Source organism: Bacillus sp. ISL-47, from assembly GCF_018613175.1.
Classification (GTDB): Bacteria; Bacillota; Bacilli; order Bacillales; family Cytobacillaceae; genus Cytobacillus.
On record NZ_JAGGQS010000036.1, the window covers coordinates 1 to 16,099 of the forward strand.

At 44.2% G+C, this 16,099-nt stretch carries 13 protein-coding genes and 1 other RNA gene; 1 reads left to right on the plus strand and 13 read right to left on the minus strand.

Going from position 1 to position 16,099, the window contains the following annotated elements; translation table 11 throughout:
• Positions 1 to 620: 620 nt before the first annotated feature.
• From ssrA to secG, 5 genes are all read right to left on the minus strand, one after another.
• Positions 621 to 957: a transfer-messenger RNA gene (ssrA, locus tag J7I93_RS12710) on the minus strand.
• 151 nt (positions 958 to 1,108) lie between these two features.
• Positions 1,109 to 1,576, minus strand: coding sequence for an SsrA-binding protein SmpB (gene smpB, locus J7I93_RS12715; RefSeq protein ID WP_214726236.1), 468 nt, complete (start codon positions 1,574 to 1,576; stop codon positions 1,109 to 1,111).
• Between the two features lie 372 nt (positions 1,577 to 1,948).
• Positions 1,949 to 4,273 (minus strand): ribonuclease R, encoded by a 2,325-nt coding sequence (gene rnr / locus J7I93_RS12720; protein ID WP_214726237.1) that lies wholly within the window; start codon positions 4,271 to 4,273, stop codon positions 1,949 to 1,951.
• A 37-nt stretch (positions 4,274 to 4,310) separates the two neighbouring features.
• Entirely contained in the window at positions 4,311 to 5,057 is a 747-nt protein-coding gene (locus J7I93_RS12725) for an alpha/beta hydrolase (RefSeq protein WP_214726238.1), read from the minus strand.
• 235 nt (positions 5,058 to 5,292) lie between these two features.
• Positions 5,293 to 5,526 carry a preprotein translocase subunit SecG gene (gene secG, locus J7I93_RS12730; RefSeq protein WP_110064632.1) on the minus strand — a complete coding sequence of 78 codons (234 nt, stop codon included), beginning with the start codon at positions 5,524 to 5,526 and terminating at the stop codon, positions 5,293 to 5,295.
• 129 nt (positions 5,527 to 5,655) lie between these two features.
• Here secG and J7I93_RS12735 point away from each other — a divergent pair, with 129 nt between their 5' ends.
• Positions 5,656 to 6,525 (plus strand): nuclease-related domain-containing protein, encoded by an 870-nt coding sequence (locus tag J7I93_RS12735; protein ID WP_214726239.1) that lies wholly within the window; start codon positions 5,656 to 5,658, stop codon positions 6,523 to 6,525.
• 259 nt (positions 6,526 to 6,784) lie between these two features.
• Here J7I93_RS12735 and eno read toward each other — a convergent pair whose 3' ends face one another.
• The 8 genes from eno to rpoN all read right to left on the minus strand — a co-directional run bounded on the left by eno (position 6,785) and on the right by rpoN (position 15,835).
• A complete protein-coding gene (gene eno, locus J7I93_RS12740) occupies positions 6,785 to 8,080 on the minus strand; it encodes a phosphopyruvate hydratase (RefSeq protein ID WP_214726240.1) in 1,296 nt (431 codons plus the stop codon).
• Between the two features lie 65 nt (positions 8,081 to 8,145).
• Positions 8,146 to 9,681, minus strand: coding sequence for a 2,3-bisphosphoglycerate-independent phosphoglycerate mutase (gpmI, locus tag J7I93_RS12745; protein ID WP_214726241.1), 1,536 nt, complete (start codon positions 9,679 to 9,681; stop codon positions 8,146 to 8,148).
• A complete protein-coding gene (gene tpiA, locus J7I93_RS12750) occupies positions 9,674 to 10,435 on the minus strand; it encodes a triose-phosphate isomerase (protein WP_214726242.1) in 762 nt (253 codons plus the stop codon). The genes gpmI and tpiA overlap by 8 nt, the downstream gene beginning before the upstream one ends.
• Before the next feature lie 67 nt (positions 10,436 to 10,502).
• Positions 10,503 to 11,687 carry a phosphoglycerate kinase gene (locus J7I93_RS12755; protein ID WP_214726243.1) on the minus strand — a complete coding sequence of 395 codons (1,185 nt, stop codon included), beginning with the start codon at positions 11,685 to 11,687 and terminating at the stop codon, positions 10,503 to 10,505.
• A 338-nt stretch (positions 11,688 to 12,025) separates the two neighbouring features.
• Positions 12,026 to 13,033, minus strand: a complete 1,008-nt coding sequence (gap, locus tag J7I93_RS12760; protein WP_214726244.1) for a type I glyceraldehyde-3-phosphate dehydrogenase — start codon at positions 13,031 to 13,033, stop codon at positions 12,026 to 12,028.
• A gap of 46 nt (positions 13,034 to 13,079) precedes the next feature.
• Positions 13,080 to 14,102: a sugar-binding transcriptional regulator gene (locus J7I93_RS12765; protein ID WP_214726245.1), complete on the minus strand. Its 1,023-nt coding sequence runs from the start codon at positions 14,100 to 14,102 to the stop codon at positions 13,080 to 13,082.
• A gap of 135 nt (positions 14,103 to 14,237) precedes the next feature.
• Positions 14,238 to 14,486, minus strand: a complete 249-nt coding sequence (locus J7I93_RS12770; protein WP_214726246.1) for a glutaredoxin family protein — start codon at positions 14,484 to 14,486, stop codon at positions 14,238 to 14,240.
• Positions 14,487 to 14,503: 17 nt separating this feature from the next.
• Positions 14,504 to 15,835: an RNA polymerase factor sigma-54 gene (gene rpoN / locus J7I93_RS12775; protein ID WP_214726247.1), complete on the minus strand. Its 1,332-nt coding sequence runs from the start codon at positions 15,833 to 15,835 to the stop codon at positions 14,504 to 14,506.
• Positions 15,836 to 16,099 lie beyond the last annotated feature (264 nt).

Sequence of the window (16,099 nt, forward strand, 5' to 3'; positions counted from 1 at the left end):
GAATTAAACTGAGGGAGTTTATGTACATTCATTAACAGGCGGGACAATTATTAATAAAAAGAATTATAAACCGGATATTCATAAGAACTCTTTCTCTTTAAATATTAAACAAAAAGTAATTGTTCTCCCATTGCTTAAACAAATATCCCCTTATTTGAGAGTTAATAAAAAGAGAAATCGAGCTATGTGGATTATTGAAAACTATGAGAAAGTAACACCCAGAAACGGAAAGTATAATGCTGAAATGTTAAAACAAAAGCTTTTATTCGAGGAAACCTTTTTTAATATATAAAAAAGACAAATAAAAAACCACCAAATATGTATTTGGTGGAGACGGTGGGACGTGCACTTCCATCCTTTCGAGATGGCACTGACTATATCTTGAACCTGCAGTCTGGCAGGTCCTTCGGCGTATTATGCGAAATATATATTTACCTGGTTTTCAGGCAGGATTCCGCATCCTAGTACTACCATTTTTGTGGCAGCCTATAAGTCGATACACGGCTGTTGGATTACTCCACATACCGCTCGGCATTGCCCTATCGCCAGTTAGGCGACTTAGGTTTCACCGATAAAGCCGAATTTTCACTTGTGTGTTGCCACACAAGGCGACTAATAATTAATCGAACCCACGTCCAGAAATATCGGCACTTAAGCTTCTACGAGTGTAGTCGATATATTCGCGTTTCGCTGGTCCTTATGCCTATCGACGGGCGTCCGGCCAGCTAGTCTGGTTGTTCTCTTCCTTCATCCTCAGACGGTGGAATCCGGCGTAGCCCACTAAGAGTGAGTCCGCTACCCTACCACATGGGCGATGGAGGGGCGAACCGCTAAAGGCCTATTAGGCAGCTAAAGCGAAGTTGTTTTGTTGTTTGCCAGTTATAGGCTTTGACGTTTTAACGAGGCCGATCCCCTCGACTCGCAACCTAAGCTCGAACTATCCCTGTCGAATCCGTAGCGTCCCCATATAATAGGTCTGCGCCGAATCTCATTCTGCACGCTGACGTTCGGAAAAGCTCGAAATAGATGAGCTAAAGATTGTGTCACTCGCTGTGACAATTACTATTATAGCACACTGAGTTAATTTTTCAATTGTAAGGTTCTGGATTTACATTTTCTGCCTTTCACGGAAAGCACGCTCTACTTCACGCTTGGCTTCTTTTTTCTTCAGATCCTCACGCTTGTCATATTTCTTTTTACCCCTTGCCAAGCCAATTAAAACTTTTGCGTAGCCATTTTTGAGGTACATTTTTAATGGAACAATTGAATAGCCGACTTCCTTTGACTCACCAATCAGCTTGTTTATTTCTTTTCTATGCAGAAGAAGCTTTCTTGTCCTTAGTGGATCATGATTGTAGCGGTTCCCCTGCTCATAAGGGCTGACATGCATGCCGAAAAGATAGATTTCATTATTTTGAATTCTGGCATATGAGTCCTTCAGGTTTACCTTGCCTGCACGGATCGATTTAATTTCCGTGCCCTGGAGCACAATGCCGGCTTCGTATGTTTCTTCTATTGCAAAGTCATGATAGGCCTTCTTATTTTGTGCAACCATTTTGCCAGTTCCTTTTGGCATGTTAACTCCCCCTTTGCTCCTCTTTCCTTAAAAAGTTATCTTTTGTATTAGGCTCTGTTAAATTAGGGTGTTGATTTCCACTACAGGCACTCGCTTTCCGCGGGCTTCCGGGAGCCTCCTCGGCGTTCTACGCCTGCGGGGTCTCCCTTGGGTACGCTTTTCCCGCAGGAGTCTCGTGCCTTCCGTTCCAATCAACACAGTGCTAAATCAACAATAGTATTAACACAGCCTGTTATTAAAAATTAACGGCAGGAAAAATGCAGCATCCGTTCTTTAGCAGTCTCTCTATTATAGCAAATTTCCAGTGTTCTCTCAACGAGAAGCCTATCGGGAAGGGAAAGAGAGAGCCTTTTAAGGCCCTCCCTCATTCCGCTATCGCTTCTTTTTCTTCCGCTTAGCTTTCGGCGCATTTTCGTAATGCTTTTTCTCTTTTTTCTTTCTAGGTCCGCCTGAACTGTTTCCTCTGCCTTGGTCAGACTTTCCTTTGCGCGGCTTTTTCTCGGTGCTGCCTGTTTTGAAAACCTTCGGCGCATCTCTTGGTTCCCGTCTGCGGGTTCCCTTCATGCCGACGATTTCAAAATCGATAGAGCGCTCGTCTTTGTTAACATTGACCACACGGACAGTGATTTCGTCACCAATCCGGAAGACATTGCCCGTACGCTCGCCAATCATGGCCATCTGCCGCTCGTCATAGCGGTAATAATCATCTGTCATATAGCTGACATGGATCAGGCCTTCGATCGTATTTGGAAGCTCAACGAACATTCCAAAGTTCGTTACAGAACTGATAATGCCGTCGTATTCCTGGCCAATTTTATCAGCCATATATTCCGCTTTCTTCAGCTCATCTGTTTCACGCTCAGCTTCAACCGCACGGCGCTCCATATTGGATGAATGCTCCGCAATATCCGAAAGTGAAGCGTTCCATTTTTCCCTTGTCGCCTGATCCAGCTTGCCTTCAATTAAATAGGTGCGGATTAAGCGATGAACGATTAAATCCGGATAACGGCGAATCGGCGATGTGAAGTGTGTGTAAAACTCTGTTGATAACCCGAAGTGTCCCAGGCTCTCTTCAAAATATTTAGCCTGCTGCATGGAACGCAGCATTACCGTTGATATAACCATTTCTTCCGGCTTGCCCTGAACTTCTTCAATGATTTCCTGCAGGGCGCGCGGGTGAACAGAATTGGCTGTTCCCTTTACAATATAGCCAAAGTTTGTGATAAACTCGAAAAACCTTCTAAGCTTATCTTCTTTCGGATCTTCATGAATACGGTAAATAAACGGTACGTCCATCCAGTGGAAATGCTCAGCAACCGTTTCATTTGCCGCCAGCATGAATTCTTCAATCAGGCGCTCTGCAATCGAACGTTCACGGAGGGCAACATCTGTCGGATTGCCTTCTTCATCCACAATGACTTTTGCTTCTTTGAAGTCAAAATCAATGGCTCCGCGATGCATTCTCTTTTTACGTAAAATAAGAGAAAGCTCCTTCATCAGCTGGAACATTGGCACAAGAGATTCGTACCTGTTGATAAGTTCTTCATCTTCGTCTTCCAGAATCTTATTCACATCTGAATAAGTCATTCGCTCAGTTGTTTTAATCACACTCTGGAAAATTTCATGATTTACAACTTCCCCATCTGATGTAATTTCCATCTCACAGGATAGCGTGAGGCGGTCCACCTTCGGATTCAGGGAGCAAATGCCGTTTGATAGACGATGCGGAATCATCGGGATTACCCGGTCTACTAAATACACACTCGTTGCCCGGTCTTCGGCTTCCCGGTCAATCGGCGAATCCTCACGGACATAGTAAGTAACATCGGCAATATGAACACCAAGCCTGTAATTGCCGTTATCCATCTTTTGAACCATGACGGCATCATCAAGGTCCTTTGCATCAGCCCCGTCAATTGTGACAATGACTTCATTTCTTAAGTCACGGCGGTTTTCAAGCTCGCTGGGATCAATCGTATCCGGCGTCTCTTCGGCCTGCTTAAGCACTTCTTCCGGAAACTCAAGCGGAAGGCCATGTTTGTGGATAACGGACAGAATATCCACACCCGGGTCATTTTTATGCCCAAGGATGTCGATAACTTCTCCTTCAGCACTTTTGCGCCCTTCCGGATAAGTAGTCAGCTTTACAACAACCTTATGCCCTTCTACAGCCCCCTTAGATGCTGCTTTCGGGATAAAAATATCGCTGGCAAACTTTTTATCATCCGGGATCACAAACCCGAAATGCTTGCTTTCTGTATATGTTCCCACGATTTGTGTAACACCGCGCTCCAGGATGCGGACAACTGTACCTTCCCTCCGCTGCCCTGAGCTTTCAGATGTAACCCGCGCAAGGACGGTATCACCGTTCAGTGCATTATTTGTTTCATTCGGCGGGATAAAAATATCGTCCATCCCCGGCTCTTCCGGGATCACAAAGGCAAATCCCTTTGCATGTCCTGATAGCCTTCCGCGGATGAGATTCATTTTTTCCGGCAAACCATAGCGGTTGCTTCGCGTTCTAACAACAAGGCCTTTCTCTTCCATCACAACAAGGGCTTTGACGAAGTCTTTGAAGCCGGTCGAATCCTCGATTCCGAATGCAGCTTCAAGCTCCTGCACCGTCAAAGGTTTATAAGCCTCATCCTTCATATAATGAAGCAGCTTGTCGATCAGCTGTTGAATATTATTTTCCATATCATCATCCCTCCTTAAGGAGATATTGTCTTTTCTTTTATTCTTCCCAATCCAGCTTTTCTAAAAACTGATAAACGTCTTCTTCGAGCTGATTACGTTCTTTATCAAGCGTAATCACATGGCCGGACTCTTCATACCACTTCAGCTGTTTTAAATCATTTTCGACTTCGTTAAAAATGATATTCGCACTGTCCGTGTTGATCATATGATCATGGCGAGCCTGAACAACAAACGTCGGCGAGTAGATCATATCCACATGATTTCGCACATCCGCAATCAGTTCCTGCAGGGCTTTCAGCGTTTTCATCGGCGTTTTTTGGAACTCGGCCATTTCCTGCTCGATTTGATCTTCTGACTTTCCTTCCAGTCTCTTATATTCTCTTGCGTAGCTCAGAATTCCTTTATACATGACCTCTTCGCTTTTTATGTACATGGGTGCGCACATCGGAATGATACCCTTTATAGGTACAGTGTAACCCAATTTAAGGGAAAATACGCCGCCAAGGGAAAGACCTGCAACCGCAATCTCCTTATGCCCCCTATTTTTTAAAAACTCATATCCTTCCATGACGTCCTTCCACCAGTCTTCCGGCCCTGAGTGCACAAGCTCCTCCGGCGGTACGCCATGTCCTTTGTATAGCGGCGCATGACAGGTGTAGCCCTTCGTTTCAAGAAACCGGCCCATCATTCTTACATCCGCAGTATTACCTGTAAAACCGTGCAGCAGCAGAACTGCCCTTTTTCCATTTCCAAACGTAAACGGCTTTGGCGCTACAATCTTCATATTTAAAACTCCTTTTACCTATATAATTCCTATAATCTTCTTAATCAAACGTTTGATTGAAACTGCATTCCTTATTTTTAGCAAACAAAGGGGCAACATGCCAACAAAAAGCTTTGTATGTAAAAAGAAAAGCGAAGGCGCCCTTCGTAGCAAGCAAAAAGCCGCTTGTGATAGGGGCCACAGCAGCAAAAAAATAAAAAGCCTGACCTTATGACAGGCCAGGCACTGAGTTCATCTATACTGCGAAAAAAGATACTAAAACCGTAAGGATAAAGAACAAAACAGATAGAATAATCGTAGCACGGTGAAGAATCAAATCAAGACCGCGCGCTTTTTGTTTTCCAAAAAGCTGTTCAGCTCCCCCGGAAATCGCACCGGAAAGACCTGCACTTTTACCAGACTGAAGGAGTACAACAACGATAAGCGCAATCGATACAATCACTAAAAGAGTAATAAATAATGTATGCATGAAGCCACCTCCTGAAAACGTACAATCACATTATTCTTAATTTATCACATTTTGGTGGTATAAACAATAAGATTTTGGCAGGACCTGTTAGATAGAAGGACTTTTATCATAGCAGGGAGAATTTACCCTATGAAAGGAATGATGCATGTGATATTAAAAGAGCGTAAAACATCTGATTTTATTCTAAGCATGGATGCCTTATTAAGAAGGCTGCTAGGAGCTCACCCCAAAAGGGTAATGATAGAAAATGATTTAGCGAAGCGAAAAGCCGGTGATCGCGGAGAAGAAGCTGTGGATTATTTTTTGAAAGATTTGACGGAGTTCACCGTTATTCATGATTTGCGGCTCGCCAATGGAAACGATAGCTTCTTTCAAATGGACACTTTACTCCTCTCGTCTAGCTTCATCCTCATACTCGAAATTAAAAACATTTCGGGCACCATCTATTTTGACCCCGCCTTTAATCAGCTGATCCAGACCAAACAAGAAAATGAAAGAGGGTTCCTTGATCCTTTAATACAAGCCAGGAGGCAGCAAAGAGAGCTTGCTAAATGGCTTTATGATGTGAAAATTAGCATTCCGGTTGAGTACCTTATCGTGATCAGCAACCCTTCTACTGTTATCAAGACTTCTTCCTATCATAAAAATGCATTAGATCGGGTTTTGCATGCGAGTCAGATCCCCGAAAGGATAGAAAGAATGAAAGTGAAGTACACACAAGAGGTACTATCAGCTAAGGAGCTCAGAAAACTAAGCAGGATTCTTGTAAAAAAGCATTGCCCCGCTAATTACAATGTTTTAAGTTACTATGGTATTCAAGAGAAAGAGGTTATAACCGGTATTCAGTGTCCCTCCTGCAGCAGGTTTTCTATGAAAAGAGCTCGAGGCACCTGGAAATGTCTTGCATGCAGTAGTGTGGATAAAACCGCCCATGTAAAAGCCCTCCAAGATTACTTCTCACCCACTTATCCTCTGAAAATATTGCTAAAAAGCTGCTGACTGCGATGGAACTTCCCTATTCAGGTTCATTTAAGGACCGAACCTATTATCTATCAAGAGAGTTATTAGAGAAATTTGACTTTACCGGCCAAAAATGAACATTTACCGGCCAATTCTCCCTATTTACCGGCCAAAGTCAGCAAAATACCGGCCAAACTGGCCCATTTACCGGCCAACTATTATTTTGGATGCTGCACACCAGCAATATTACCTGTTAAAAAACAGCCGCCCCACCCGGGACGGCTGCTCACCAGCAAGATTACTTGCTCAAGTTATAGAAAGATTTTAATCCATCGTACACAGCTAAATCGCCAAGCTCGTCTTCGATGCGAAGAAGCTGGTTGTATTTAGCGATACGGTCTGTACGGGACATGGAACCAGTTTTGATCTGGCCAGCATTTGTTGCCACTGCGATGTCAGCGATTGTAGCATCTTCAGTTTCACCGGAACGGTGGGAAACTACTGCAGTGTAGCCAGCACGCTTCGCCATCTCGATTGCTTCAAATGTTTCAGTTAACGTACCGATTTGGTTAACTTTGATTAGGATTGAGTTGCCTACGCCTTGCTCAATCCCTTGAGCTAACTTCTTCGTGTTTGTTACGAATAGGTCGTCACCAACCAGCTGAACTTTTCCGCCGATGCGGTCAGTTAATAGCTTGTGGCCTTCCCAGTCGTTTTCGTCCAGACCATCTTCAATAGAGATGATTGGGAATTCGTTTACAAGCTCTTCATAGAAGTTAACCATATCTTCAGAAGTTAAGCCTGTGCGGCCTTCGCCTGCAAGATCGTATTTGCCAGTTTCTTTGTTATAGAACTCAGAAGAGGCAACGTCCATTGCAAGGTGGATGTCTTTACCGGCTTCGTAGCCAGCGTTAGAGATTGCTTCGATGATGACTTCAAGAGCTTCACGGTTTGAGCCAAGGTTTGGAGCGAATCCGCCTTCGTCACCAACAGCTGTGTTCAGGCCTTTGCCAGATAAAACTTTTTTCAACGAATGGAATACTTCAGCACCCATGCGGATTGCTTCTTTGAAAGTAGGAGCTCCAACAGGCATGATCATGAATTCCTGGAAGTCTACGTTGTTGTCAGCATGAGATCCGCCGTTGATGATGTTCATCATTGGTGTTGGAAGCTGCTTCGCGTTGAAGCCTCCAAGGTAACGGTATAAAGGAAGTCCTACAGACTCAGCTGCAGCATGTGCACAAGCCATAGACACGCCAAGAATTGCGTTCGCACCTAGCTTGCCTTTGTTTTCAGTTCCGTCTAATTCAATCATGGTGCGGTCGATGCCTACCTGATCTGTTACATCCAGGCCGATTACAGCGTCAGCAATAAGGTTGTTCACGTTGTCCACTGCTTTTTGAACACCTTTTCCAAGGTAGCGGGACTTGTCGCCGTCACGAAGTTCTACAGCTTCGTGCTCACCAGTGGAAGCTCCAGAAGGAACAATCGCACGGCCGAAAAAGCCGGATTCTGTTAAAACTTCAACTTCAACTGTTGGGTTACCGCGGGAATCTAATACTTCACGAGCATAAACATGTTGGATAAATGGCATATCAATTCTCTCCTTTAATATAAAAAAATGGTTTTCGACAAAATTCGGGTGGTACCTGGTACCGATTATTTTTTCAATAGAGTTGTTCCAGTCATTTCAACAGGCTTTTCCAGTCCGAGCAGGTCGAGCACGGTTGGGGCAAGGTCTCCCAGGATTCCGTCTGTGCGGAGTTCTGCGCCTTCCTGTGTGACGATGACTGGTACTGGGTTTGTGGTGTGGGCGGTCATCGGGCTGCCTTCCAAAGTAACAACTTCGTCGGCATTTCCGTGGTCAGCTGTAATGATAGCCTTTCCGCCTTTTTGAATAAGCAAGTCGACAATTTTGCCTAAGCATTCGTCAACTGTTTCTACCGCTTGGATCGTTGGCTCAAGCATACCTGAGTGGCCGACCATGTCCGGGTTTGCAAAGTTAAGGATGATCGCATCGAATTTGTCAGCTTCTATTTCCTTCAGCAACGCGTCCGTTACTTCATAAGCACTCATTTCAGGCTTAAGGTCATAGGTAGCTACTTTCGGTGAATCAATCAGAAGCCGCTCTTCGCCAGGGAATTTCTCTTCACGTCCGCCGCTCATAAAGAACGTAACATGAGGATACTTCTCTGTTTCCGCAATGCGGAGCTGAGTTTTATTATTTTGCGCTAAAACCTCACCTAAAGTGTTATCCAGGTTTGTCGGCTTAAACGCAACATATCCATCAACCGTTTCACTGAAGTGGGTTAAGCAAACAAAGAATAAATTCTCTGGATGCCCTGGCCCTCTATCAAATGAACGGAAGTCTTTATTCGTAAAAGTGTTCGAAATCTGAATGGCCCGGTCCGGACGGAAGTTATAGAAAATAACCGCGTCATTGTTTTTGATCGTTGCAACCGGTGCACCATCTTCTTTTGTAATAACAGATGGAATAACGAACTCATCGAAAATCCCATTTTTATAGTTATCGTCAACTAAATCCAGAGGATCACTGTACGCAGGGCCATCTCCATACACCATGGAACGGTATGATTTCTCAACACGCTCCCAGCGCTTATCGCGGTCCATGGAATAATAACGGCCTGAAATCGTCGCAAATTCGCCGACTCCATACTCTTTCATTTTTTCCTGAGCTTCTCTGATAAAGCCTTCAGCTGTTTTTGGTCCAACGTCACGTCCATCCAAAAAGCCATGGACATAGACATTCTTCACACCTTCTTCAGCTGCCATGCGAAGCAAGGCAAATAAGTGCTGAATATGGCTATGAACACCGCCATCTGATAGAAGTCCCATCAAATGAAGATCTGTCCCATTCTTTTTCACATGGTCAATCGCTGAACGGAAGGTTTCGTTTTTCTCAAACTGACCTTCACGGATTGCCACGTTCACTCTTGTTAAGCTTTGATAAACAATCCGGCCAGCGCCGATGTTTAGATGACCTACTTCAGAATTTCCCATTTGCCCTTCTGGAAGCCCTACCGCTTCACCGCTCGCCGTTAAGGTTGCATTCGGGTAGGTGTTCCAAAAACGTTCGAAGTTTGGCTTCTTTGCCTGGGCAACGGCATTACCCATCCGCTCGCCCCGCAATGCGAAACCGTCTAAGATGATTAATGCAACTGGAGATTTACTCATTCTTGCCTGCCTCCAATAATTGAAGGAAGCTTTGCGGCTCTAGGCTTGCTCCGCCTACAAGTGCGCCATCAATATCAGGCTGTCCCATATATTCTTTAATGTTGCCAGGCTTTACGCTGCCGCCGTACTGAATGCGTACTGCATCTGCAGCCTCTTGTGAAAATTGCTTCGCAACCACAGAGCGGATATGGGAACATACTTCATTGGCATCTTCAGAGGTTGATGATTTGCCTGTTCCGATTGCCCAGATTGGCTCATAAGCGATTACAGTTTGCTTAACCTGCTCTTCAGTCAAACCGTTAAGGGCTTTTTCAACCTGAGAGCCTACAAGCTCCTTCGTTTCGCCGTTCTCACGCTGTTCAAGCGATTCGCCGACACAAACGATTGGAGTTAAGTTATATTTAAAAGCAGCCAGCGTCTTCTTGTTTACTGCCTCATCTGTTTCATTGAACATTTCACGACGCTCTGAGTGGCCGAGAATGACATATTTAACACCCAGATCTTCAAGTGCAACCGGGCTGATTTCACCTGTAAAAGCACCGCTTTCCTCGAAGTGCATATTTTGTGCACCGATTTCGACATCATAATCCTTCGCGCTTTCAACCAGGCGCTCCAAGAATAGTGCAGGCGCACATACGACTGTTTCAACCTGCTCTTTCCCCGGTACTAAACCATTGATTTCTTCAAGAAATGTTTTAGCTTCCGGAAGTGTTTTATGCATTTTCCAGTTTCCTGCGATAATGGGTTTACGCATGTTGCACATCCTTTCCTGCTTTTATATTGTCAATTGGAAGAGGCTAAACCAGCCCCTTCCTAAAAACTTATTTATCGTTTAAAGCTACAACACCTGGCAGAGCTTTTCCTTCCATAAATTCAAGGGAAGCGCCGCCACCTGTGGAGATATGGCTCATGCGGTCTGCAAGATGGAATTTCTCAACCGCAGCTGCAGAGTCACCGCCGCCGATGACTGAATATGTATCATTCGCTTCTGCTAAAGTCTCAGCCACAGCTCTTGTTCCGCCGGCGAATTTTTTCAATTCGAACACACCCATCGGGCCGTTCCAGATTACAAGCTTTGAGTTTTGAATCACATCGCTGTAAATTTCGCGTGTTTTAGGGCCAATATCGAGTGCTTCCCAGTCAAAAGGGATCTCTTCAATCGCAACTGTTTTAATATTGGCTTCCTCAGAAAAATCATCCGCAACAATCGCATCAACAGGCATGTAGAAATTTACGCCTTTTTCTTTAGCCTTTTGCATAAACGATTTAGCAAGGTCAATTTTATCTTCTTCCAATAGAGACTTTCCTACTTCATGGCCCTGTGCTTTTACAAATGTGTAAGCCAGTCCGCCGCCAATAATCAGGTTGTCTACATTTTCAAGAAGGTTTTCAATTACGCCAATCTTATCTTTAACTTTTGCACCGCCGATAATGGCTGTAAATGGACGCTCCGGATTTGAAAGAGCTTTTCCGAGTACATCCAGTTCTTTTTCCATTAATAGGCCGGATACTGCAGGCAGATGGTGTGCAATTCCTTCAGTTGAAGCATGGGCACGGTGGGCCGCCCCGAATGCATCGTTTACATACACATCAGCCAACTCAGCAAAAGCTTTAGCTAATTCAGGGTCATTCTTCTCCTCGCCAGGATAGAAACGAACATTTTCAAGAAGAAGGACATCCCCTTCACCCAGCGTTTCAATCATTGCTTTTACAGAATCGCCGTAAGCTTCATCCGCTTTTTTCACTTCTTTGCCAAGAAGCTCGGACAAACGATTGGCAACAGGTGTTAAACGCAATTCTTCAACAACTGAACCCTTTGGACGTCCCAAATGGCTCGCTAAAATAACTTTAGCGCCCTGGTTAGTCAAATACTCAATCGTTGGAAGAGCTGCGCGGATACGAGTTTCGTCTGTTACCTGTCCATCCTTCATCGGCACGTTGAAATCAACGCGGCAAAAAACTCGCTTCCCTTTTAACTCCACATCTTTTACGCTTTTTTTGTTCACAGCAAAAGGACCTCCTTACTAGAAAAGCGGAAGCGCCTTACCCAGGGACCAAACAAACATAAGGCGATTCCCGCAGGAAGGTGTTTTCCCTTCCGGAGGAAAGCAGATTATGATCTCGAGCCCCCTTGGCACTGCAGCTGTTTAGCTTCCTAGTTTATATTTTTACTTTTTGCTTTAAAAACAAAAGGGAGAGGGAATGTTTCCCTGCTCCCCTTTTACCTTTATCCATTATAGACGTTCGCGATTTTAATATCCAACAAGATGAGGCAATCTTAGAAAGATTTTTTCAGCTGGTGAATACTTCGCAAACCTAATCTTTTTTGGTAAAGAATTAAACCTTAAAGTCCTTTTTGAGCAATGTAGTCAACAAGGTCAACCACACGGTTAGAGTAACCAGTTTCGTTGTCATACCAAGAGATTACTTTTACCATGTTGCCTTCCATAACCATTGTAGAAAGCGCATCGATTGTAGAAGATGCTGGGTTTCCGTTGTAGTCGCCGGATACTAATGGCTCTTCGCTGTATGCAAGGATGCCTTTTAGATCGCCTTCAGCAGCTGCTTTAAGAGCGCTGTTTACTTCTTCAGCCGTTACGTCTTTGTCAAGCTCAGCAACAAGGTCAACAAGAGAAACGTTTGGAGTTGGAACACGCATAGCTCCACCGTTCAATTTGCCTTTTAGTTCAGGCAATACTAGAGATACTGCTTTTGCAGCTCCAGTTGTTGTTGGGATAATGTTTTCTGCTGCTGCACGCGCACGGCGGTAGTCTTTGTGCGGCAAGTCAAGGATTTGCTGGTCATTTGTGTATGAGTGGACAGTTGTCATCATACCGCGCTTGATTCCGAAGTTGTCGTTCAATACTTTCGCAAATGGAGCCAAGCAGTTTGTTGTACAAGAAGCGTTTGAGATGACATGATGGTTTGCAGCATCATATTTCTCATGGTTAACACCCATAACAACGGTGATGTCTTCGTCAGATGCAGGAGCAGAGATGATAACTTTTTTCGCGCCGGCTTCAAGGTGTTTCGCAGCGTCAGCACGCTTTGTGAAACGGCCAGTAGATTCTACTACTACTTCTACGCCAAGATCTCCCCAGCCTAATTGAGCAGGATCGCGCTCTGCGATAACTTTAACTTTTTGGCCGCCAACTACCAGATCGTCACCGTCAACTGTTACTTCTTCATTTAATGTTCCGTGAACGGAATCATATTTTAAAAGGTGTGCAAGCATGTTTGCATCTGTAAGGTCGTTTACTGCAACTACCTCTACATTAGGGTTATTAAGGGCTGCACGGAAAACAACGCGCCCGATTCTTCCAAATCCGTTAATACCAACTTTAACTGCCATTATTATTTCCTCCTTAAAAAGGTAGATTTTATATTTGAAAAGGGGATTACCCTTTTAACAACTGTTTTGCGGCACCTTCATCTGTAATTAAGATTGTTTGGGATGGTGCACGGTTCATATAAGCTGCGATGGCTTTTGCCTTGGAGGCACCGCCTGCCACAGCAATAACATGTTCAATATGGGATAAATCATCCAGCTGAAGGCCGATGGTTTGAACCTTATGTACAACCTCGCCGCCTTCATTAAAGTAATAGCCAAATGCTTCGCCTACCGCTTCGGCCTGCTCGATTTTCTCAAAATCTTCATCAGTGGTTTTACGGCGTTCCGCCATTGTTATAGCGTCCCCAATCCCATGTAAAACCATGCTTGCAGATTTGATTTGGGTGATGACTTCTTTAATATCAGGTTCTTTAATAATGCTCTCGTACATTTCCTTGCTTACCTGGTCCGGCACATAAAGGACTCGGTGCCTGGAATCTGTATGATCGGCCATCTTCGCACAAATCGTGTTGGCCTGGTTTTTGACATCCTCGCCAATCCCGCCTCTTGCCGGTACAAATAGCCAATCCCGATCAGCCAGGTCTGGAGTCAGCATTTCTGCGACGGCAGCCATCGTGGATCCGCCAGTAACTGCGATGATATTTTTTCCTTCGAGCCTGGATTTCATACACGAAGCCGTTGCTCTTCCAAGCTCTTGTTTGACCCAGGGAGATTCATCGCTATTGCCGGAAACGATGATTGCTTGGCGGATGCCAAGCTTAGCTGATAATTTCTGTTCCATTAAGGCTATACCCGATATATCCCTCATTATTCCTTCAAGGGCTTCCAGTAAGTCTTGGCCATCGGAAGTGAGGCTCATGCCTGCACTGGAGATTCGAATAAGATTCTGGTCTTTTAAAAACTCAACCTCGCTTCTCAGTACTCTTTCCGTCAAGCCAAGACTTACGGCAAGACTTCTTCTTCCAACAGGCTCCATCAGCCCTATGTAATGCAGGATTCCGTAACGCTTTTGCATAACCGAAAGCATATCAGGCAATAATCTTTTTTGAATATCAATTAGTGAGTACATCGGATGGCTCCTTCATCATATGTGGTCATTTTTTGTCCCGCATAGACATATTATGTCCCACTTACCGTAAAAAAAATCACCCTTGCTTCAAAATCAATAATAGCAGGAGTGATTGATGAATTCAACTGATAAAACTCAGTTTTTTTCTGTAAGCGCTTCACTTATAGTGATGGTGTCAATATGCCCAAATTGCACTTCTTCCCCATTCATTTCAACGACCGGAATCATCAAGCCGTATTTTTCTGTCAGTTCATCGCTCTCATCGATATCGCGTTCAATTAACGTAAAATGGTGTTCTTTCTTTAGTTCTACTAGTACATCCTTTGCTTTTTCGCATAGCGGGCATCTGCTTCGCGTATATAGCACGATCTCTGGCTGGTTCACTGTGATAATCTCCTTTATCAATCATACCTTTTCCGTTTTGATGAAGATGGGATGCCAAGCTGGTCACGATATTTCGCAATCGTTCTTCTGCTGACAACCATTCCTTCCTTTTCTTTCAGCAGCTTTACCAGCTCCTGATCGGATAAAGGCTTTTGCTTATTTTCCCCTTCAATCATTTTACTAATAATCGTCTTCACCTGCTGAGATGATGTATTTTCATCGGAGACTGTTTTAATCGTGCTTGAGAAGAAGGATCTAAGCTCATACGTTCCGTACGGTGTTTGTGCATATTTTTCCCGGACTGCACGGCTGACTGTGGATTCATGGATATCAAGCTCATCTGAAATTTCCTTCATCGTCATCGGTTTTATGTGTGAGGGTCCTTTTATAAAAAAGTCCTGCTGTTTTTCAACAATTTTCAAGGTAACATTGGTGAGCGTCTCTTTTCTTTGTTCTATGCTCCTTACGATCCAATGATAATCCTGCTGCTTCTCCTGGAGGAAGCGGCTCACATTCCGATCTCCAGCAGCAGAAAAACGTTTATAGTAATCATTATTAAAACTGATCTTCGGAAGGGCTTCGTCAAAAACGCTGACTGAAAAAGATTCCCCATCCCATTTTATGATCACGTCCGGTGTTATATATGCGGACTTTTCGCTTTGAAAGGATGATGCCGGCCTTGGGTTCATGGTCTGAACGAGATCGAAAACCTCCTGGATTTCCTTCAGTTCCACGCCCAGCTGCTTCGCGATCTCCTTCCACTTCTTTTCCGCAAAAAGAGTGAAATATTCATCAATAATTGCTTCTGCCAGCTCGTTTCTTTCGGGCATTCTTTTCAGCTGCAATGAAAGACATTCCTGCAGGTTTCTGGCCCCTACACCGGCAGGCTCCAATTCCTGTATCATTTCCAGCAAGCGTTCCGCTTCCTCTGGCGATATACCGAAAGATGAGGCAACGGCGCTAAGCTCCGCCCGGAAGTAACCGTTTTCATCAAGGCTTTCAATAAGGCGTTCGATTACCTTTTTTTCAGCAGCGTTCAAATTGAAGTGCAGCTGTGACTTTAAGTGCTCATCCAGCAGCATCGTTTTTCCGCAGCCAATTTGCTCAATCCAATTTATTTTATCTTTTTCAAATTTTTTTCTCGTCGGTTTCACACGGTCATAACGGGGATCCATCGATTGGACGTGACCTGACTCTACTTTTAAGAGGGGATTTTCAAGCGCTTTACTCTCGAGGAAAGATGAGAGCTCCAGTGTGCTATATTGCAAAAGGGCAATCGCCTGCGTTAGCTCCTGTGTCATTGCTAATTTCATTGTCTGCTGCTGCCATAACCCAGCTTTCAAATTCATCGTACATTCCCCCTGTCCCCATTTTACAATATTCGCGGTAAATGTTGTATGGAAATATCTTGCCAGCTGCTGTAAAAAAACCTGCTGGTACCTTCTCCGCTCCATTTTTCTGAATACTTCACCATATGCAAGCAAAGGGGAATAATATTCTTTTTTGTAGTAAAAATTGTGGATTTTAGCGAATCTTATTTAGTTCATTATAGTTTGGGACATTTTTTAGTATTGTCTCTGTTAAAGCTTAATGTTGTTTTTTAGCACCCTGTT